The following is a 16,825-nucleotide window of genomic DNA, read 5'->3' as shown; positions in this document are numbered from 1 at the left end:
CAGTTATGACCAGCTCAGTCATGCAGGGAGTGGCCAGCGTGGGGGCCATTCAGATGGTCAGTGGTTACGATCTGGAGGCCAATCTGGCGGAGGCTGCGCGGCTGCTTGAGGCCGCCGCCGGGCAAGGCATCCGGGTGGCGGTGTTGCCCGAGAATTTCGCCTTGCTGCAGACCTCGAAAATGCAGGCCCAAGGAACACGGGAGCAGCAGGAAACCGGCGACATCCGCGGGTTTCTGCGGGAGCAGGCCCGGCGCCTGGGGTTGTGGATTGTGGGCGGTTCCCTGCCCATAGCGTCCCGCCCCGACGGTACCGCGTTGGAAGAACGGGTCAGGGCCAGCTGTTTTGTGGTCGACGACCGGGGTAACGAGATGGCCCGGTATGACAAGATTCACCTGTTCGACGCCACGGTGGGCGACGCGCAGGGGCAGTACCGGGAGTCCGATGCCTTCGAACCCGGGGACACCCTGGTGAGCGTGGAGACCCCGGCCGGCGTGCTCGGGTTGGCGATCTGCTACGACCTGCGTTTCCCGGAGTTGTTTCGCGGGTTGCGGGACAAGGGGGTGGATTGGGTGTCCCTGCCCAGTGCCTTTACCTACCTGACCGGAGCCGCCCACTGGCACGCCCTGATCCGCGCCCGGGCCATTGAGAATCAGGTCTATGTGGTCGCCGCCGGGCAGGGCGGGCACAACAGCGATCGCCGGCATACCTACGGGCACTCGCTGATCGCGGATCCCTGGGGCACGGTGGTGGCCGAAATGGCGGAAGGGGCGGGACTGGTCAGCGCCGATGTGGATCTGGCCCGCCTGGCCGACCTGCGGACGCGCATGCCGGTGTGGGAGCACCGCCGCCTGCGGTGGTGACAGCCGCGGTTAACCCTGTCCCTGCCGGGCGTCGTCGAGGCATTCCCGTAAATAACGGAACAGCTTGCGGCTGTGCCCGGTGGCTTGCGGCTTCTGGAGGTCGCGACGGGCGTTGCGCGCCAGATTGCGCAAATGCTGAACGTCGGCTTCCGGGCAATGCTGCAGGAATGCGTTCACCGCGGCATTGCCTTCGTTGAGCAACCGTTCCCGCCAGTGTTCCGCGATGTGCAGGCGACGGGTGTGCTCCTCGCTGCCCACATTGAACGCATCTATGGCGGTGGTGAGGGCGTCTATGTCGTCCTCGCTGCGAATGATTTTGCCAATGTACTGGAGGTGCCGGCGGCGGGCTTCGTGCTGTTTGATGCGGGCCGACTCTTCCAGGGCCCGCTTGAGGCGGTCACTGATCGGCAGGGTGTCCAGCTGGCTTTTGCTCAGTGCCAGCATGCGCTTACCCAGATCCTGGAGCGCGTGCATCTCCCGCTTCAGCTGGGATTTGCTGGGGCCATAGTCGTGTTCCGCATCCGGCTCGGGGTGGTGGTCTGTCATCGTCTTTCCTTTAGTGTGTCCGCCTGGGATTCTACTCGCCTTCGCCGAAACAGTCTGCAATCAGTTCCACCAGAGCGTTCATGGCGGCCTCTTCATCCGGGCCATCCACCAGTAAATCGATGGTGGTGCCCTGGCTGGCCGCCAGCATCATCACCGGCATGATGCTCTTGGCGTCCACGGTGCGGTCATCACGGGCAATGTGGATGCTGCTCTGGTAATTGGCCGCCGTGGACACCAGTTTGGCGGCCGCGCGGGCGTGCAGCCCCAGCTTGTTCACTATAACAACAGACTGGCAAATCATGGGGCTTCTCAGCGGGGGTCAAGTTTCAGGTGGGGGAGTTCGCTGTGCCGGACCTGCACGTTGCCATAGTGGGCGGCAAAGTGTCGCCCCAGCTGCTCGCTGATGTAGACCGAACGGTGCTGGCCGCCGGTGCAACCGATCGAGATGGTCATGTAACTGCGATTGCTGGCGGCGAAGGACGGCAGCCAGTTGTCCAGAAACCCGATCAGGTCTGCGGTCATCTGTTTGGCCATGGGCTCGCTTTCCAGAAAATCGATCACCGGTTGGTCCATGCCGGTGAACTGGCGCAGGCTGGTGTCCCAGTAGGGGTTGGGCAGGCAGCGCACGTCGAAGACGTAATCGGAATCCACCGGCACCCCGTGCTTGAAACCGAACGACTGGATCAGCAGCGCCAGCTCCTGCTCCCGGCGGCCGACGATGCGCTGTTTAACCATGTCCCGCAGCTCGTACATGGACAGCTCGGTGGTATCGATGTACAGATCGGCCAGCCGGGCCAGCGGCTCCAGCAGGGTTTTCTCGCAGCTAATGGCTTCCCGCAGCGAGGTGGTGTCGTTGCTCAGCGGGTGTTTGCGCCGGGTGGCGTGAAAGCGCTGCAGCAGCGACTGGTCGGTGGCGTCCAGAAAAATAACGTCCGCGTTCACCCCGGTCTGGGTAAGCTGCTGGTGAATGGCCTCGAAATTGGCGAGCTCATCCGACAGGTTGCGGGCATCGATGCTGACCGCCATGTTTTTGAGCCGTCCCGGTGAGGCGTGCTGGGTGGCTTCGCGAATAAGCGGAAACAGCAATCCGATGGGCAGGTTGTCGATGCAGTAATAGCCCAGATCTTCCAGTACATGCAGCGCCGTACTTTTGCCCGAGCCGGACCGGCCGCTGACCACGATCAGTTTCATAGGGTGTCACCCGTTATACAGTGTTGCCTGTGTCGCCCCCGGAGTCGGTCATGCGCTGATACAGGGACGCGTTGTCCGTGCATTGGCGCAGTTCGTTGCAGAACTCCCGGTCATTGAATTTTTCCGCCAGTTGACTGAGCAGCTCCAGGTGTTCGCTGGTGGCCTCTTTGGGCACAATCAGCGCGAACAGCAAATCAACGGGCTGGTTGTCGATGGCGTCAAAATTAACACCCTCTTCCAGCGTCAGCAGCACCCCGATCACCTTGGTGCAATTTTCCAGCCGGCAGTGGGGGATGGCGATGCCCTGGCCGATGCCGGTGCTGCCCAGCCGTTCCCGGGCCACCAGATTGTTGAAGGTTTGTACCGCATCGAGTTCGGGAAGGTGTTTATGCACTTCGCCGGCGATGAATTCCAGAATCCGCTTCTTGCTGGTGGCCGGAACCCGGCACAGCGCCAGCTCGGGAGCGAGAATGGTTTCGATAGTGAGAGCTGTGTCCGTCATGAATAGACAGTGTTTCCTAAAAAAAGGCTGCGATACGGAAGTCGTATCGCAGCGCAATCATGTGGTATGCGTGCAAGGATACCTGTTAGCGGTCGCCACTGCCTTGCATACGTGCAATATTTTTTTCCTTGAACTTGAGGATCTGCCGATCCAGTTTGTCTACAAGGGCGTCAATGGCTGCGTACATGTCATTTTCTTCGGCCTTTGCGTGTATTTCACCACCGCTCACATGGAGTGTCGCGTCCGCTTTCTGGCGTAGTTTTTCGACCTGGAGTATGACCTGGCAATTGGTGATGTTATCAAAATGGCGCTCAATACGCTGGAATTTGTCACTAACATACGCTTTCAGAGGGGCAGTCAATTCGATGTGATGGCCTGAAATATTGAGTTGCATAGGCTTCTCCTATTTATCAGCGGGCCAGTGCGCGGAGCACTGGCGGGGTACCATAACCACATGGCTATGACGTAATCACACTAACCGTTTGCGCTCATTTGAAGGCGGGATCTGCATCGACTCCCTGTATTTGGCAACCGTTCTGCGCGCGATGTTAATTCCATCCTCTCCCAGCATGGCGGCAATTTTGTTGTCGCTCAATGGTTTTTTGGGGGGTTTCTGTGTCAATCAGTTTCCTGATCATCGCACGAATCGCGGTCGAAGAGCACTCCCCTCCGTCGTCGGTACCGACGTGGCTGGAGAAAAAATACTTCAACTCGAAAATGCCACGGGGGGTGTGCATGTATTTCTGCGTGGTGACCCGTGAAATGGTGGACTCGTGCATGTCCACCGCCTGGGCGATATCCGCCAGAATCAGGGGTTTCATGGCCTTGTCGCCATGTTCCAGAAACGCCTGCTGGTGCTCGACGATCCGGGTGGCGACCCGGAGCAGGGTCTCGTTACGGCTCTGCACGCTTTTGATGAACCACTTGGCTTCCTGCAGCTGGTCGCGCATGTAGGTGTTGTCAGCACTGTTATCGCCCCTCCGTATCAATGAAGCATAGCTGGTATTGACACGAATGCGTGGCGCGATCTCCGGGTTGAGTTCCACTTTCCAGCGGTTATTGTCTTTACGAACAACCACATCGGGGATCACATAGTCCGGTTCGGCTTGATCGATGCTGTCACCGGGGCGCGGGTTGAGGGTAGTGATCAGCCCGAGCACCTCTTTCAGCTGCTCTTCCTTCATCCGGCTGCGGCGCAGCAGTTGGGCGTAATCCCGGTTGCCCAGCAGGTTGATGTAATGGGTGATGACCAGCCGTGCCTGCGGCAGCCAGCGGGTGTCAGGGGGCAACTGGTTGAGCTGGATCAGCAGGCACTCCTGCAGGTTGCGGGCGAACACCCCGGGTGGGTCGAAGTGCTGCAGCCGGCGCAGCACCACTTCGAGTTCTTCCAGTTCCAAGGGGTTGTCGTCGTGTTCATTGGACAACCCGGAGCGGATATCCTCCAGCTCCGACACCAGATAGCCCCGCTCATCTACCGAATCCAGCAGGGCGTAGGCGATGGCGGAATCGCGCTCACTCAGTGGCGTCAGATTCAACTGCCACTCCAGATGGTCCTGGAGGGTTTCGGCGGGGGAGTTGCGGGTCTCGAAATCAAAGTCGTTGTCGTCGTCCTGGCGGGACGCCGGCGCACTCGAGGATTGGTAAACGTCTTCCCAGGCAGTATCCACCGGCAGGTCATCCGGGATCTTGTCGGGCATGTCAGTGTCCGCCGACCAGTCCGGGGCGCTTTCCGGTTCGTCCCAGTTGGTGTCTGCGGCGCTGTCGGCGCTCGGGCCGTCGCCGCTGTGCTCGGGGCTGTCGGCCGGCGTGGCGTCCGCCTCCCGGTCGCCCGCAGCCTCGTCCGACTCCGCGTTCAGCCCGTCAGTGGCGCTGTCGTGCTCGTCCAGTTCCTCCAGCATGGGGTTGGACTCCAGGGCCTGCTGGATTTCCTGTTGCAGATCCAGGGTAGAAAGCTGTAGCAGTCGGATGGCCTGCTGCAACTGGGGGGTCATGGTCAGACTCTGGCCCAGTTTTAGTTGCAGAGAAGCTTTCATTACCATGATTTAAATACCGTCACTCGTTCACTCCTGCCGCCGATGGCAGCGCATCAGAATAGGCGCTGCCATTGTAAAAATTGTTATAGGGCAGTTACTTAACGCTGTTTTCATAATACAAGCAAGTTCTCTGCCGAGTCTACTTGCTTGTGCCAGGCAACACAATCCGGGTGCCGGCCTCACAGACTGAACTCGTCCCCCAGGTAAACATCTTTAACTTTCTGATTGGCAAGGATTTCTTCTGCCTGTCCGGAGGCGATGATATGGCCGCCGCTGACAATGTAGGCGTTTTCACAAATATCCAGGGTCTCGCGCACATTGTGATCGGTGATCAGCACGCCGATCCCCCGGTCCCGAAGATGACGGATAATCTGCTTGATGTCACTGACCGAGATGGGATCCACACCGGCAAAGGGCTCGTCCAGCAGGATGAACGACGGCTCCATGGCCAGGGCGCGGGCGATTTCCACCCGGCGCCGCTCGCCCCCCGACAGGGCCATGCCCAGGCTGTCGCGGATGTGGGTGATGTGGAACTCTTCGAGCAGTTCTTCGAGTTTTTGCCGGCGTTCGTTGCGGCGCAGGGCTTTGCGGGTCTCCAGAATGGCCATGATGTTGTCGCTGACACTCAGCTTGCGAAACACCGAGGCTTCCTGGGGCAGGTATCCGATCCCCTTGCGGGCGCGCCCGTGCATGGGCAGCGGGGTGATGTCCTGGTCGCCGATGGTAATGCGGCCATGATCCGCCCCGACCAGACCGACGATCATATAGAAGCAGGTGGTTTTACCCGCGCCGTTGGGGCCCAGCAGACCGACGATTTCGCCGCTGCGAATCTCCAGCGAGACATCGATCACCACTTTTTTCTGTTTGTAGCTTTTTGCCAGATTGCTGGCTCTGAGGACTGCCATCCTGTTCCTTCTTGAGATCGATGGGGCGGTTAGTTTTGCGGCCGCGGCTGGATGATGATTTCGATGCGCCCTTTGGAGTTGTCTTCCCGCGTGGTGCCTTCGGCGGTAACCACCCGTTGGGCGGTGTCATAGTGGATGATGTCACCGCGAAACAGATTGCCGTCCTGTTTGATCACCGCTTCCTGCTCCAGAATCAGCAAGCCGTCCCGGGAGGCGTAGGTGATGCTCAGCGCCTGGGCATCGGTCTCCCCTTTGCCGGCTTCGGTGGGCTGCTGGTAGCGAGCCGGCCGGCCACTGGCCTCAATGCGGCTGAGTTCACCCTCGTCCCGATACAGCATGACGCGGTCGGCGGACAGCCGGGTGGTGCCCTGAGTGACCACCACATCGCCCGAGTAGGTGGCGATGCCGCGGGTGTCGTCCATGCGGCCGCTGTCGGCGTTGATGGTGATGGGCTCGCCCGACTGCAGGTCAAAGCCGTGGGCAGGCGTGACCGCAAGCAGGGCAGCGGCCATCCATGCGGACAGTGCGGGAATGGTTCCCTTATTGTGCAGGCTCATAGTGTCCTTCTACGCGTGACTTGAGTTCCAGAATACGCTCGTCTATCTGTGCTTTCATGCCGACCGCCCGGGTCACATTGCGCTGATCGGTCATCAGTACCGGTGCGTCGGTAGACACGGTGCGGGTGCGGTTGTCTATGGTCAGGCTGTCGGTGGTCAGGGTGGCGGTGCGCTCATCCTGCAGGGGCCGGGTGACCACCACGTTGCCCGTCAGTTCGATCACATTGGTGGCTTCCAGAAATGTGCCATTGTCGGCGGTCAGATGCCAGGGTTTACCGGATTTTTCCTCAAACATGGTCGCCTGGGGGGTGCTCATAACGGCGCGCTGCGTCTGGTCAAACTGTTCGATGCGCGGGCTGTCGATGGCGGAGGCCAGCTGGCCGTCGGCGTTGAACGCCATGAAACGGCCGTTGACCACAAAGCCGTCCGGCTCGCCTTCACCGCGCAGGTCGCTGCTGTCGGTCGGTACCCGGCGTTCGTCGCTCTGCCACAACAGGGCCACCAGTATGCCGGTGCACACCAGCAGGGCCAGGTTGCGGACGCGCACCCGGGACAACAGTCGGGAGCCGGCCATCAGGGCGATCCCAGGTACGGCGTGAGGGTGGTGGCCAGCTGGTCCTGGGCTTCCAGCAGCAGGTCGCACAACTCCCGCACCGCGCCCGCACCGCCGGCCGCGCGGGTGCAGTAGTCGGCGTGCTGGCGCACAAACCAGTGGCCATTGGGCACGCTGACCCCCAGACCGGCGTGTTGGATGGCCGCCAGATCGGGCAGGTCATCGCCCATGTAGGCGGTGTGTTCCGCGGGCACCTCCAAAGTCTGGCTCAGTTCCAGCAACGCGGTGCGTTTGTCCTCCCGCCCCTGGAACAGGTGCCGGATACCCAGATCGTTGATGCGTCGCGCAGTCAGCGGTGAGGAGCGGCCGGTGATCACCGCCACCTCAATCCCCGCCGCAAGCACCTGTTTCAGCCCGAGACCATCCAGGATGTTGAACGCTTTCAGCTCGTCGCCACTGGCGCTGAACAGCAGGGTGCCGTCGGTCATCACGCCGTCCACATCCAGCACCAGCAGGCGGATGGCGGCGGCCCTGGCGAGAATATCCGCCGGCCAGACGGGTTTACAGGTTGCGGTCATCACAGAACTCCTGCACGCAGCAGATCGTGCATGTTGATCGCCCCGGTCAGCTGGCCATCCTGGTTGAGCACCGCAAGGGCGTTGATTTTAAGATCTTCCATCAACTTCAGGGCTTCGGCCGCCAGCTGGTCTTCGCGGATGGTTTTACCGTTGCGGGTCATGATGTCCTCGATGGGCGTGTGGTGAATGTCGATCGGCTGGTTCAGCGTACGGCGTAAGTCGCCGTCTGTGAAGATGCCGGAGAGGTTGCCCTCCCGGTCGACCACGGTGGTCATACCCAGGCCCTTCTGGGAGATTTCCAGCAGCGCACCGCTGAGCTTGGTGCCTTCGGTGACTCGCGGCAACTGCTTGCCGGTGTGCATGATATCCGCCACCCGCAGCAGCAGGCGCCGGCCCAGGGCCCCACCGGGGTGGGAAAAGGCAAAATCCTCCGCGCTGAACCCGCGGGCTTCCAGCAGGGCCACCGCCAGCGCGTCGCCCATCACCAGGGTGGCGGTGGTACTCGAGGTGGGTGCCAGCCCGAGCGGACAGGCCTCCTGGGTAACGCTGACGTCCAGGTTGGCTATGGCTTCCCGGGCGAGCAGCGACGAGGGGTTGCCGGTCATGCTGATCAGGGGGGCGCCCATCCGTTTGAGCAGCGGCAGAATGGTGACGATTTCACTGGTGTTGCCGGAGTTGGATATGGCCAGGACCACGTCTCTACCGGTCATCATGCCCAGATCGCCGTGGCTGGCTTCCCCCGGGTGGACGAAAAAAGCGGGGGTGCCGGTGCTCGCCAGGGTGGCCGCAATTTTGCTGCCAATGTGGCCGGACTTGCCCATGCCGGTGACGATCACCCGACCGTCACAGGCCATGATTATGTCGCAGGCCCGCTCGAAATTGTCGTCGATGCGCTGGAGCAGGGCGTCAATGGCGTCGCGTTCAATGTGAATCGTTTTCAGGGCCGAGTCTCTGTACTGTGTGCTCATAGAGTGTCCGGTTGGTGGTGTGGGTTCTGCAGCCAGGGGCAAGTATATCACCTTAATCGGGCAGATCCGCGCGCCAAAAGGTACGGGTCAATGCGGCCCGCTATAACATTATTTTAGGTTGCCATGATTGAGCTTGGGGAGCAGTTCAACTACTGTACTGCCCCAGGATTTTGAGGTCATCGCACGCTGGATAATGGAAGACTATGAGTTCTGCCTCCTACATTTCGTTGCAAGATGTCGTTTTTTCCCGCGGGTCGCGGCGCATTTTTGATGGCGTTACCCTGGACATCCCCCGGGGCAAGATAACCGCCATTATGGGCCCCAGTGGCACCGGCAAGACCACTCTGCTGCGCCTGATCGGCGGCCAGCTCAAGCCCGACAGCGGTGAAATTGTGGTCGCCGGCGAGCCGGTTCACCGGCTGAAGCGCAAGGCGCTGTACCTGTTGCGGGAGAAGATGGGCATGCTGTTTCAGAGTGGTGCGCTGTTCACCGATCTGAGCGTGTTTGAAAACGTCGCCTTTCCGTTGCGGGTGCATACCCGTCTGCCCGACGACATGATCCGCGACATCGTGTTGATGAAGCTGGAAGCGGTGGGGTTACGGGGCGCCCGGGACCTGATGCCGTCGGAACTGTCCGGCGGGATGACCCGGCGCATCGCTCTGGCGCGCAGCATCGCCCTGGACCCCGAACTCATCATGTACGACGAACCGTTTGCCGGCCAGGATCCGGTGGCCATGGGGGTGCTGGTCAAGCTGATCCGCGACCTGAACAGCACCATGGGCCTGACCAGCGTGTTGGTGTCCCATGATGTCCCCGAATCCCTGGGCATCTGCCATTACGCGTTCATCATTGCCGATGGCCGGGTGATCGGAGAGGGCACACCGGACGATTTGCGTCAGCACCCCTCCGCCCAGGTGCAGCAGTTCCTGCACGGCGATCCGGACGGACCGGTGCCTTTCCACTACCCCGCCCCGGCGCAGACCAGCGACTGGGCCTTGCACGGAGGTCGCCCATGACCGGCTGGCTTGCCACCCTGGGTGCCCGGGGCATCGACAGTCTGCGCGCCTTCGGCCGCGCGGGCGTTTTCCTGGTGGGGGTGCTGACGGGCACCCCCCGGCCCATCGCCGGCTTGCCGTTGCTGGTGCGGCAGTTGTACAGCATCGGGGTGTTGTCCCTCGCCATCATCGTGGTATCCGGCCTGTTCATTGGCATGGTGCTGGGATTGCAGGGCTACACCATTTTGAGCGATTTTGGTTCGGAGGATGCGATCGGGCAGATGATTGCCCTGACCCTGGTGCGGGAATTGGGACCGGTGGTCACCGCCCTGTTGTTTGCCGGGCGCGCCGGTTCGGCGCTGACCGCGGAAATCGGTCTGATGAAAGCCACCGAGCAGCTGTCCAGCATGGAGATGATGGGGGTCGACCCGCTGCGCCGCATTGTGGCGCCCCGTCTGTGGGGGGGCTTTATTGCCATGCCGCTGCTGGCGCTGATCTTTTCGGTCGCCGGCATCTGGGGCGGCATGATGGTGGGGGTGGAATGGCTGGGGGTGTTTGAAGGCGTGTTCTGGTCGAACATGCAGGCGTCCGTCAGCTTCTGGGACGACGTGGTCAACGGCATCATCAAAAGCATCGTCTTCGGGTTTGTGTGCAGCTGGATTGCGGTGTTTCAGGGGTACGACTGCGTTCCGACCTCGGCGGGTATCAGTTCCGCCACCACCAAGACCGTGGTGTATTCGTCACTGGCCGTACTGGGGCTGGATTTCGTACTGACCGCAGTGATGTTCGGGAACTTTTAAGGGACTGTTTATGAATCAGAGAGCAATAGAAATCATCGTCGGGCTGTTCATGGTCGCCGGTTTTGCGGCGTTGTTGTTTCTGGCCTTGCAGGTCAGCGGCTTGTCACCGACCGCCGCCGGCAGCACCTATACGGTCTCGGCCCGCTTCAACGATGCCGGGGGGCTGGCACCGCGGGGTAAAGTCTCCATGGCGGGGGTCACCGTGGGGACCATCAGTGCCATCGAGCTGGACACCAACACCTATCAGGCCAGGGTCACCATGCGGATCGATGCCACGGTCGACAACATCCCCACCGACAGTGCCGCGATCATTCGTACCTCCGGATTGCTGGGGGGGCAATACGTGGATATTTCCGTTGGTGCAGATGAGGAGTACATGCAGGACGGCGACGCGTTTTATGCGACCCAGTCCGCCATGAACCTTGAGCGGATCATCAGTAATTTTGCGTCCGGCAAGTAACGCGCAACCCGTAAGGAGAAACAACCGATGATGATGTTACGAAGTTTTGGTGCCCTGTTGGGGGGCCTGGCGTTACTGCTGGTTTTTTCCGGCACCGCCGCAGCCGACGAAACCGGCCTGAAACGCTACGTGGACACCAATACCCAGCAGCTGGTGGCCCGGCTCAACGCTGAAAAAGGGCTCTATACCACCGATCCGGAAGCGTTTTACACCAGCATGAACGATGCGCTGGAAGACTTTGTGGATTTTCGCCGGATCGCAGCCCGGGTCATGGGCCGGTATGCGCGGCAGGCCACGCCCGCACAGCGGGACGAGTTTGTAGACCGGTTCAAACGCAGTCTGTTTGACAGCTACGCCAAGGCACTGGTGGAAACCGACAGCTTCACCATCAGCGTCAAAGACGCGGTCATCCACGAGGGCAACGGCCATCGCGCATCGGTGCAGCTGGAAATTGTATCTGGCTCCGGCAACCGTCACCCGGTGACCTACTCCATGTATCGCAAGGATAATCAGACCTGGATGATGGAAAACATCATTGTGGAAGGCATCAACATTGGCCTGGCGTTCCGCGACCGGTTCAGTCAGGAAGTGGAGCAGCAGCGCGGCAACATTCAGGCCGTCATCGATGGCTGGACCAGTGAAGTGGTGGACACCATGGACCTTGATGAACAGGGGGCAGGGTCTTGAGCGGTATCCGGGTCGAGGGTTCGCGGCTGACGGTGACTGACAACGTCACCCCGGAGCAGGTGTTGCCGTTGCGTACCCGGGGGGAGGAGCTGGTGGCGCAGGTGCCGTCGCCGGTGGTGATCGACCTGGCCGGCGTCACCGAGCCGCACACCGTGGTGTTGTCGCTGGCCCTGTGCTGGATGCGCGCCGCCCAGGCGCAGGGGAAAACGGTCGAATTTGTGGGCGCAGGCCGCAGCCTGCAGGCGCTGGCGGCATTGGGCGGCGTCACCGACCTGTTGCCGGGGTTCGCCGGCGGGCACGAGCAAGGCTGACCTTGCCCCTGATATTCGTTACAATTCCGCACCTGACGTATTTCTGATCCCGAGGATTGTGTTTATGGAAGCCCATGAAGTTGCTGCGCTGGTCGAAAAAGAGTTGCCGGACTGCAAAATTGAAGTGCAGGTGGATGGTAACCATTACCTGGTGGTGGCGATAGGCGATGTGTTTGAGGGCCTGAGCACAGTCAAACGCCAGCAAATGATCAACAAAGCGCTGTTCCAGCCCCTCATGGACGGTGCGATTCACGCCCTGCATCCCAGAGCATTTACTCCGGCCGAATGGGCCGCCCGTAAAGGTTGATGCCGGCCCGCCAATTACAGGAAAATTATTGTGGATAAACTACTGATTCGTGGCCGTAAGCCGCTAGACGGAGAAATTCGTATTTCCGGGGCCAAGAATGCAGCCTTGCCCATTCTTGCGGCGACCTTGCTGGCCGACGAGCCGGTGACGGTGGGCAATCTGCCCCACCTGAACGACGTTACCACAATGATCGAGTTGTTGGGGCGCATGGGGGTTGAGCTGATGGTGGACGAAAAATTGTGCGTTGAAATCCACGCCAATACCATCAAGCACTTTCACGCGCCTTATGAACTGGTGAAAACCATGCGCGCCTCCATTCTGGTGCTGGGGCCACTGCTGGCGCATTTTGGCGAAGCCGAAGTGTCTCTGCCCGGTGGATGTGCCATCGGCAGCCGGCCGGTCAACCTGCACATCCAGGGTCTGGAGCAGATGGGCGCCACCATCAAGGTGGAGAATGGCTACATCAAAGCCAAATCCAATGGCCGCCTCAAGGGGGCCCATATCTTCATGGACACCGTGACCGTCACCGGTACGGAAAATCTGATGATGGCGGCGGCGCTGGCGGATGGGGTCACCATTCTGGAAAACGCGGCCCGTGAGCCGGAAGTGGTGGATCTGGCCGAGTGCCTGATTGCCATGGGCGCGGATGTCCGCGGCCACGGCAGTTCAACCATCGAAATTCATGGGGTGGAACGACTCCATGGCTGCCATTACGACGTGTTGCCCGACCGGGTCGAAACCGGTACTTATCTGGTGGCCGCAGCGGCGACCCGGGGCCGGGTCAAACTCAAGGACACCCGGGCCAGTCTGCTGGATGCGGTATTGATCAAGCTGGAAGAAGCCGGTGCCCACATCAGCACCGGTGACGACTGGATCGAGCTCGACATGAAGGGCAACCGGCCCCGCGCGGTCAGCCTGAGAACGGCGCCGTATCCGGCGTTTCCGACCGATATGCAGGCCCAGTTTGCGGCCATGAACGCGGTTGCCGAAGGTACCGGCACCATCGTTGAAACCGTGTTTGAAAACCGGTTCATGCACCTGCACGAGCTGATCCGTATGGGGGCGGACATCACCCTGGAAGGCAACGCTGCCATTATTACCGGGGTGGATCACCTCACCGGCGCACCGGTGATGGCCACGGATCTGCGCGCCTCGGCCAGTCTGGTGATCGCCGGTCTGGTGGCGGGCGGTGACACCATTGTGGACCGGATTTATCACATCGACCGGGGCTATGAGTGTATTGAAGAAAAACTGCAGTTGCTGGGTGGCAGTATTCGTCGTCTGCCCGCCTGACGGCCAGTGAGTCAATGAACCAAGCGGATCAACAGCCGGAACAACTAATGACCGAAACCATCACCATTGCGTTATCGAAAGGCCGCATCCTCAAGGAAACCCTGCCGCTGCTGGAAGAGGCCGGGATCGAACTGATCGACGACGTCGACAAGTCGCGCAAGCTGGTGTTTCCCACCACCGACCCGAACGTGCGTATCCTGATCCTCCGCGCCACCGATGTGCCCACCTATGTCCAGTACGGGGGGGCGGATCTGGGCGTGGTGGGGAAGGACGTACTGATGGAGCATGGTGCGGAAGGGCTGTATGAACCCCTGGATCTGAACATCGCCCGGTGCCGGTTGATGACCGCCGGGCCCAGAGGCCAGCAGCCGCCCCAGGGGCGATTGCGGGTGGCCACCAAGTTCGTGGATCTGGCCCGGCGTTATTATGCCGCCCGGGGACGCCAGGCGGATATCATCAAACTCTATGGCGCCATGGAGCTGGCCCCCATTCTGGGGCTGGCCGACGAAATTGTGGATATCGTTGATACCGGAAATACTCTGAAAGCCAACGGCCTGGAGCCGCGGGATCTGATTGCGGACATCAGCACCCGGCTGGTGGCCAATCGGGCGTCCATGAAAACCAAGCACCGGCAGTTGCAGCCCATTATCGACAAGATGAGCGCCGCCGTCGCGCAGCGCCAGGCACACTGATTCCGCCGGGCTGACCGCCCCGGCGCCCCTACTGACTAGTGAAAGCAGGAGTCCTGCCATGACTGACCTGACCGTTACCCGCTTGTGCGCTGCGCAGGCCGATTTTGATGCCGAGCTGGGCCGGCTGCTGGCCTGGGAAGGCAGCGTGGACCAACAGGTTAACGATTCGGTCCGGCATATTCTGCAGGCGGTGAAATCCGAAGGCGATGCCGCCGTGCTCCGCTTCACCACCCAGTTTGATCAGCTCGACGCAGCCAGTGTGGCCGAGCTGGAGATCCCGCCGGAGCGCCTGCAACAGGCACTGCAGACGATCCCCGCCGCCCAGCGGGAGGCCTTGCAGCAGGCGGCTCAGCGGGTGCGGGACTACCACGAGCATCAGGTGCAGGCGTCCTGGCAGTATGAAGAAGCGGACGGCACCCTGCTGGGCCAGAAGGTAACGCCGCTGGACCGTGCCGGGCTGTACGTGCCCGGGGGCAAGGCAACCTACCCGTCGTCGGTGCTGATGAATGCCATCCCGGCGAAAGTGGCCGGGGTGGGTGAAGTGATCATGGTGGTGCCCACCCCGGGTGGGGTGCTCAACGAGATGGTGCTGGCCGCCGCCGCAATCGCCGGGGTAGACCGGGTGTTCACCATCGGCGGCGCTCAGGCGGTGGCGGCACTGGCCTATGGCACCGCCACCATTCCGGCGGTGGATAAAATCGTCGGACCCGGCAACATTTACGTGGCCACCGCCAAGCGGGAAGTGTTCGGCACAGTGGGCATTGACATGATCGCCGGCCCGTCGGAAATCCTGGTGATTTGTGACGGTCACACCGATCCGGACTGGATCGCCATGGATCTGTTCTCCCAGGCCGAGCACGACGAGCAGGCCCAGTCGATTCTGCTCAGCCCGAGTCGGGAGTTTCTGGATCAGGTGGAGGCCAGTATGCGGAAGTTGCTGCCCACCATGGAGCGTGCCGACATCATTCGCGCCTCGCTGAATCAGCGCGGTGCACTGATCGAAGTCGCCGATCTGGCGGAAGCCGCTGCCATCAGTAACCGCATTGCGCCCGAGCATCTCGAATTGTCGGTGGAAAACCCCCACAGCCTGCTGGCGCAGATCCGTCACGCCGGCGCCATCTTTTTGGGCCGCTACACGGCGGAAGCCCTGGGGGACTACTGTGCCGGCCCCAACCACGTGCTGCCCACCTCGGCGACCGCCCGGTTTTCGTCGCCACTCGGGGTGTACGACTTTCAGAAGCGTTCCTCGCTGATCGGCTTTTCCGCCCGGGGCGCCGACACCATGGGGCGGGTGGCGTCCGTGCTGGCCCGGGGCGAGGGCCTGACCGCCCACGCCCGCTCGGCAGAATACCGTATTCAATCCGACGGAGAATCCCAGTCATGAGCAAGTTCTGGAGCCCGCTGGTGCGCACGCTGGAGCCTTACGTACCCGGTGAGCAACCCAAGCTGGACAATCTGGTCAAGCTGAACACCAACGAAAACCCGTTTGGCCCGTCCCCCCGGGTGATCGCCGCCATCACCGCCGCCGTCGATGACAGCCTGCGGCTGTATCCGGATCCGGAAGCGGACGCCCTCAAGCAGGCGCTGGCGGATTATTACCAGGTCAACACCGATCAGGTGTTCGTGGGCAACGGCTCCGACGAGGTGCTGGCGCATATCTTCCAGGCCCTGCTCCAGCAGGATCAGCCCATTTTGTACCCGGACATCAGCTACAGTTTTTATCCGGTGTATTGCGGTCTGTATGGCATCGACAGTCAGGTCGTGCCGCTGACCGAGCACTTTGCAATCGATCCGGCGGATTACCAGCAGCCCAATGGCGGGGTGATTTTCCCCAACCCCAACGCGCCGACCGGGCGTTGCCTGCCACTTTCTGACGTAGAGGCCATCGTGCAGGCCAACCCTGAACGGGTGGTGGTGGTGGACGAAGCCTACGTGGATTTCGGCGGCGAGACTGCCATCCGCCTGGTGGATCAGTACCCGAACCTGCTGGTCACCCAGACTTTCTCCAAATCCCGCTCGCTGGCGGGCCTGCGGGTCGGATTTGCCATCGGTCACCGGGATCTCATCGAAGCGCTGACGCGGGTCAAGGACAGTTTCAACTCCTATCCGCTGGATAAGCTGGCGCAGGTAGGGGCCATCGCCGCCCTCGAGGACACCGAGTATTTCGAAGCCTGTCGGCGGACGGTCATCGACGAGCGCGAGCGGGTCACCGCCGCACTGGCGGCCAACGGATTTGAGGTGTTACCCTCTGCCGCCAACTTCGTGTTTGCCCGCCACCCCGACCACAGCGGCGAGGAACTGGCCCGGGCGCTTCGGGAGAAGAAGATCATCGTGCGCCACTTCAACCGGCCCCGCATCAGCGATTACCTGCGCATCACCATCGGCACCCCGGAACAGAACAGCCAGCTACTCGAAGGCGTAGCACAACTGGTCTGAATACTCCCCCCTCTCCCCAGCCCTCTCCCGCGAGGGGAGAGGGGGCAAACAAACGTCCGCGGCGCCCAGCAGGTGAGGGCACAACATACTCCCCTCGCCCCTTGCGGGAGAGGGAATAAACACCCACTGCCCGAAGCAATGCAGTAGCCCC

General features: G+C 61.3%; 21 protein-coding genes and 1 pseudogene. 11 read left to right on the top strand and 11 right to left on the bottom strand.

What is annotated here, in order from left to right; all coding sequences use genetic code 11:
• The first annotated feature begins 5 nt into the window (after positions 1-5).
• The gene (locus BG841_RS01160) at positions 6-860 is read left to right on the top strand and encodes a carbon-nitrogen hydrolase family protein (protein ID WP_070055985.1); all 855 of its coding nucleotides are present in this window, start codon (positions 6-8) and stop codon (positions 858-860) included.
• A gap of 9 nt (positions 861-869) precedes the next feature.
• On the opposite strand, the gene yjgA is transcribed toward BG841_RS01160, so the two are convergent.
• The 11 genes and pseudogenes from yjgA to BG841_RS01105 all read right to left on the bottom strand — a co-directional run bounded on the left by yjgA (position 870) and on the right by BG841_RS01105 (position 8,693).
• Positions 870-1,406: a ribosome biogenesis factor YjgA gene (gene yjgA, locus BG841_RS01155; protein ID WP_070055984.1), complete on the bottom strand. Its 537-nt coding sequence runs from the start codon at positions 1,404-1,406 to the stop codon at positions 870-872.
• 31 nt (positions 1,407-1,437) lie between these two features.
• Complete coding sequence (locus BG841_RS01150) at positions 1,438-1,707, bottom strand: HPr family phosphocarrier protein (RefSeq protein ID WP_070055983.1); 270 nt, start codon at positions 1,705-1,707, stop codon at positions 1,438-1,440.
• An 8-nt stretch (positions 1,708-1,715) separates the two neighbouring features.
• A complete protein-coding gene (gene rapZ, locus BG841_RS01145) occupies positions 1,716-2,597 on the bottom strand; it encodes an RNase adapter RapZ (protein ID WP_070055982.1) in 882 nt (293 codons plus the stop codon).
• Positions 2,598-2,610: 13 nt separating this feature from the next.
• Complete coding sequence (gene ptsN, locus BG841_RS01140) at positions 2,611-3,099, bottom strand: PTS IIA-like nitrogen regulatory protein PtsN (RefSeq protein ID WP_070055981.1); 489 nt, start codon at positions 3,097-3,099, stop codon at positions 2,611-2,613.
• A gap of 85 nt (positions 3,100-3,184) precedes the next feature.
• Positions 3,185-3,493 carry a ribosome hibernation-promoting factor, HPF/YfiA family gene (hpf, locus tag BG841_RS01135; protein WP_070055980.1) on the bottom strand — a complete coding sequence of 103 codons (309 nt, stop codon included), beginning with the start codon at positions 3,491-3,493 and terminating at the stop codon, positions 3,185-3,187.
• Positions 3,494-3,568: 75 nt separating this feature from the next.
• A pseudogene (locus BG841_RS01130) lies at positions 3,569-5,132 on the bottom strand (RNA polymerase factor sigma-54).
• Between the two features lie 179 nt (positions 5,133-5,311).
• A complete protein-coding gene (gene lptB / locus BG841_RS01125; RefSeq protein ID WP_070055979.1) occupies positions 5,312-6,037 on the bottom strand; it encodes an LPS export ABC transporter ATP-binding protein in 726 nt (241 codons plus the stop codon).
• Positions 6,038-6,066: 29 nt separating this feature from the next.
• The gene (gene lptA / locus BG841_RS01120; protein WP_070055978.1) at positions 6,067-6,594 is read right to left on the bottom strand and encodes a lipopolysaccharide transport periplasmic protein LptA; all 528 of its coding nucleotides are present in this window, start codon (positions 6,592-6,594) and stop codon (positions 6,067-6,069) included.
• Complete coding sequence (lptC, locus tag BG841_RS01115) at positions 6,578-7,168, bottom strand: LPS export ABC transporter periplasmic protein LptC (protein ID WP_070055977.1); 591 nt, start codon at positions 7,166-7,168, stop codon at positions 6,578-6,580. The genes lptA and lptC overlap by 17 nt, the downstream gene beginning before the upstream one ends.
• Positions 7,168-7,725 carry a KdsC family phosphatase gene (locus BG841_RS01110; protein ID WP_070055976.1) on the bottom strand — a complete coding sequence of 186 codons (558 nt, stop codon included), beginning with the start codon at positions 7,723-7,725 and terminating at the stop codon, positions 7,168-7,170. The genes lptC and BG841_RS01110 overlap by 1 nt, the downstream gene beginning before the upstream one ends.
• Positions 7,725-8,693: a KpsF/GutQ family sugar-phosphate isomerase gene (locus tag BG841_RS01105; RefSeq protein ID WP_070055975.1), complete on the bottom strand. Its 969-nt coding sequence runs from the start codon at positions 8,691-8,693 to the stop codon at positions 7,725-7,727. Before BG841_RS01105 ends, BG841_RS01110 begins: the two co-directional genes overlap by 1 nt.
• Positions 8,694-8,896: 203 nt before the next feature.
• Between BG841_RS01105 and BG841_RS01100 the strand changes: the two genes are divergently transcribed.
• The 10 genes from BG841_RS01100 (at position 8,897) to hisC (ending at position 16,674) form a co-directional block, all read left to right on the top strand.
• Entirely contained in the window at positions 8,897-9,709 is an 813-nt protein-coding gene (locus BG841_RS01100) for an ABC transporter ATP-binding protein (RefSeq protein ID WP_070055974.1), read from the top strand.
• Positions 9,706-10,488: a lipid asymmetry maintenance ABC transporter permease subunit MlaE gene (gene mlaE / locus BG841_RS01095; protein ID WP_070055973.1), complete on the top strand. Its 783-nt coding sequence runs from the start codon at positions 9,706-9,708 to the stop codon at positions 10,486-10,488. The genes BG841_RS01100 and mlaE overlap by 4 nt, the downstream gene beginning before the upstream one ends.
• Before the next feature lie 10 nt (positions 10,489-10,498).
• On the top strand, positions 10,499-10,948 hold the full coding sequence (gene mlaD, locus BG841_RS01090; protein ID WP_070055972.1) for an outer membrane lipid asymmetry maintenance protein MlaD: 450 nt from the start codon (positions 10,499-10,501) through the stop codon (positions 10,946-10,948).
• 30 nt (positions 10,949-10,978) lie between these two features.
• A complete protein-coding gene (locus tag BG841_RS01085) occupies positions 10,979-11,635 on the top strand; it encodes an ABC transporter substrate-binding protein (protein WP_141737126.1) in 657 nt (218 codons plus the stop codon).
• Complete coding sequence (locus BG841_RS01080) at positions 11,632-11,946, top strand: STAS domain-containing protein (RefSeq protein ID WP_070055970.1); 315 nt, start codon at positions 11,632-11,634, stop codon at positions 11,944-11,946. The genes BG841_RS01085 and BG841_RS01080 overlap by 4 nt, the downstream gene beginning before the upstream one ends.
• 64 nt (positions 11,947-12,010) lie before the next feature.
• Positions 12,011-12,253, top strand: coding sequence for a BolA family protein (locus tag BG841_RS01075; protein WP_070055969.1), 243 nt, complete (start codon positions 12,011-12,013; stop codon positions 12,251-12,253).
• 30 nt (positions 12,254-12,283) lie between these two features.
• Complete coding sequence (gene murA, locus BG841_RS01070) at positions 12,284-13,546, top strand: UDP-N-acetylglucosamine 1-carboxyvinyltransferase (protein ID WP_070055968.1); 1,263 nt, start codon at positions 12,284-12,286, stop codon at positions 13,544-13,546.
• A 47-nt stretch (positions 13,547-13,593) separates the two neighbouring features.
• Positions 13,594-14,238 (top strand): ATP phosphoribosyltransferase, encoded by a 645-nt coding sequence (hisG, locus tag BG841_RS01065; protein WP_070055967.1) that lies wholly within the window; start codon positions 13,594-13,596, stop codon positions 14,236-14,238.
• A 58-nt stretch (positions 14,239-14,296) separates the two neighbouring features.
• A complete protein-coding gene (gene hisD / locus BG841_RS01060) occupies positions 14,297-15,622 on the top strand; it encodes a histidinol dehydrogenase (protein ID WP_070055966.1) in 1,326 nt (441 codons plus the stop codon).
• On the top strand, positions 15,619-16,674 hold the full coding sequence (hisC, locus tag BG841_RS01055; protein WP_070055965.1) for a histidinol-phosphate transaminase: 1,056 nt from the start codon (positions 15,619-15,621) through the stop codon (positions 16,672-16,674). The genes hisD and hisC overlap by 4 nt, the downstream gene beginning before the upstream one ends.
• Positions 16,675-16,825: the final 151 nt, after the last annotated feature.

The organism is Marinobacter sp. X15-166B (genome assembly GCF_001752365.1).
Taxonomy (GTDB): Bacteria; Pseudomonadota; Gammaproteobacteria; order Pseudomonadales; family Oleiphilaceae; genus Marinobacter.
Note: the sequence above shows the minus strand (reverse complement) of the source record. Positions and strands in the feature narration are given on the sequence as shown.

Excerpts from the sequence above, each read along its gene's own strand:
- hisD (WP_070055966.1), top strand. The coding sequence starts at position 14,297 with ATGACTGACCTGACCGTTACCCGCTTGTGCGCTGCGCAGGCCGATTTT.
- lptB (WP_070055979.1), bottom strand. The coding sequence starts at position 6,037 with ATGGCAGTCCTCAGAGCCAGCAATCTGGCAAAAAGCTACAAACAGAAA.
- hisC (WP_070055965.1), top strand. The coding sequence starts at position 15,619 with ATGAGCAAGTTCTGGAGCCCGCTGGTGCGCACGCTGGAGCCTTACGTA.
- yjgA (WP_070055984.1), bottom strand. The coding sequence starts at position 1,406 with ATGACAGACCACCACCCCGAGCCGGATGCGGAACACGACTATGGCCCC.
- BG841_RS01160 (WP_070055985.1), top strand. The coding sequence starts at position 6 with ATGACCAGCTCAGTCATGCAGGGAGTGGCCAGCGTGGGGGCCATTCAG.
- BG841_RS01150 (WP_070055983.1), bottom strand. The coding sequence starts at position 1,707 with ATGATTTGCCAGTCTGTTGTTATAGTGAACAAGCTGGGGCTGCACGCC.
- BG841_RS01100 (WP_070055974.1), top strand. The coding sequence starts at position 8,897 with ATGAGTTCTGCCTCCTACATTTCGTTGCAAGATGTCGTTTTTTCCCGC.
- lptC (WP_070055977.1), bottom strand. The coding sequence starts at position 7,168 with ATGGCCGGCTCCCGACTGTTGTCCCGGGTGCGCGTCCGCAACCTGGCC.
- hisG (WP_070055967.1), top strand. The coding sequence starts at position 13,594 with ATGACCGAAACCATCACCATTGCGTTATCGAAAGGCCGCATCCTCAAG.
- BG841_RS01110 (WP_070055976.1), bottom strand. The coding sequence starts at position 7,725 with ATGACCGCAACCTGTAAACCCGTCTGGCCGGCGGATATTCTCGCCAGG.
- BG841_RS01075 (WP_070055969.1), top strand. The coding sequence starts at position 12,011 with ATGGAAGCCCATGAAGTTGCTGCGCTGGTCGAAAAAGAGTTGCCGGAC.
- mlaD (WP_070055972.1), top strand. The coding sequence starts at position 10,499 with ATGAATCAGAGAGCAATAGAAATCATCGTCGGGCTGTTCATGGTCGCC.
- BG841_RS01085 (WP_141737126.1), top strand. The coding sequence starts at position 10,979 with ATGATGTTACGAAGTTTTGGTGCCCTGTTGGGGGGCCTGGCGTTACTG.
- ptsN (WP_070055981.1), bottom strand. The coding sequence starts at position 3,099 with ATGACGGACACAGCTCTCACTATCGAAACCATTCTCGCTCCCGAGCTG.
- rapZ (WP_070055982.1), bottom strand. The coding sequence starts at position 2,597 with ATGAAACTGATCGTGGTCAGCGGCCGGTCCGGCTCGGGCAAAAGTACG.
- BG841_RS01105 (WP_070055975.1), bottom strand. The coding sequence starts at position 8,693 with ATGAGCACACAGTACAGAGACTCGGCCCTGAAAACGATTCACATTGAA.
- mlaE (WP_070055973.1), top strand. The coding sequence starts at position 9,706 with ATGACCGGCTGGCTTGCCACCCTGGGTGCCCGGGGCATCGACAGTCTG.
- lptA (WP_070055978.1), bottom strand. The coding sequence starts at position 6,594 with ATGAGCCTGCACAATAAGGGAACCATTCCCGCACTGTCCGCATGGATG.
- hpf (WP_070055980.1), bottom strand. The coding sequence starts at position 3,493 with ATGCAACTCAATATTTCAGGCCATCACATCGAATTGACTGCCCCTCTG.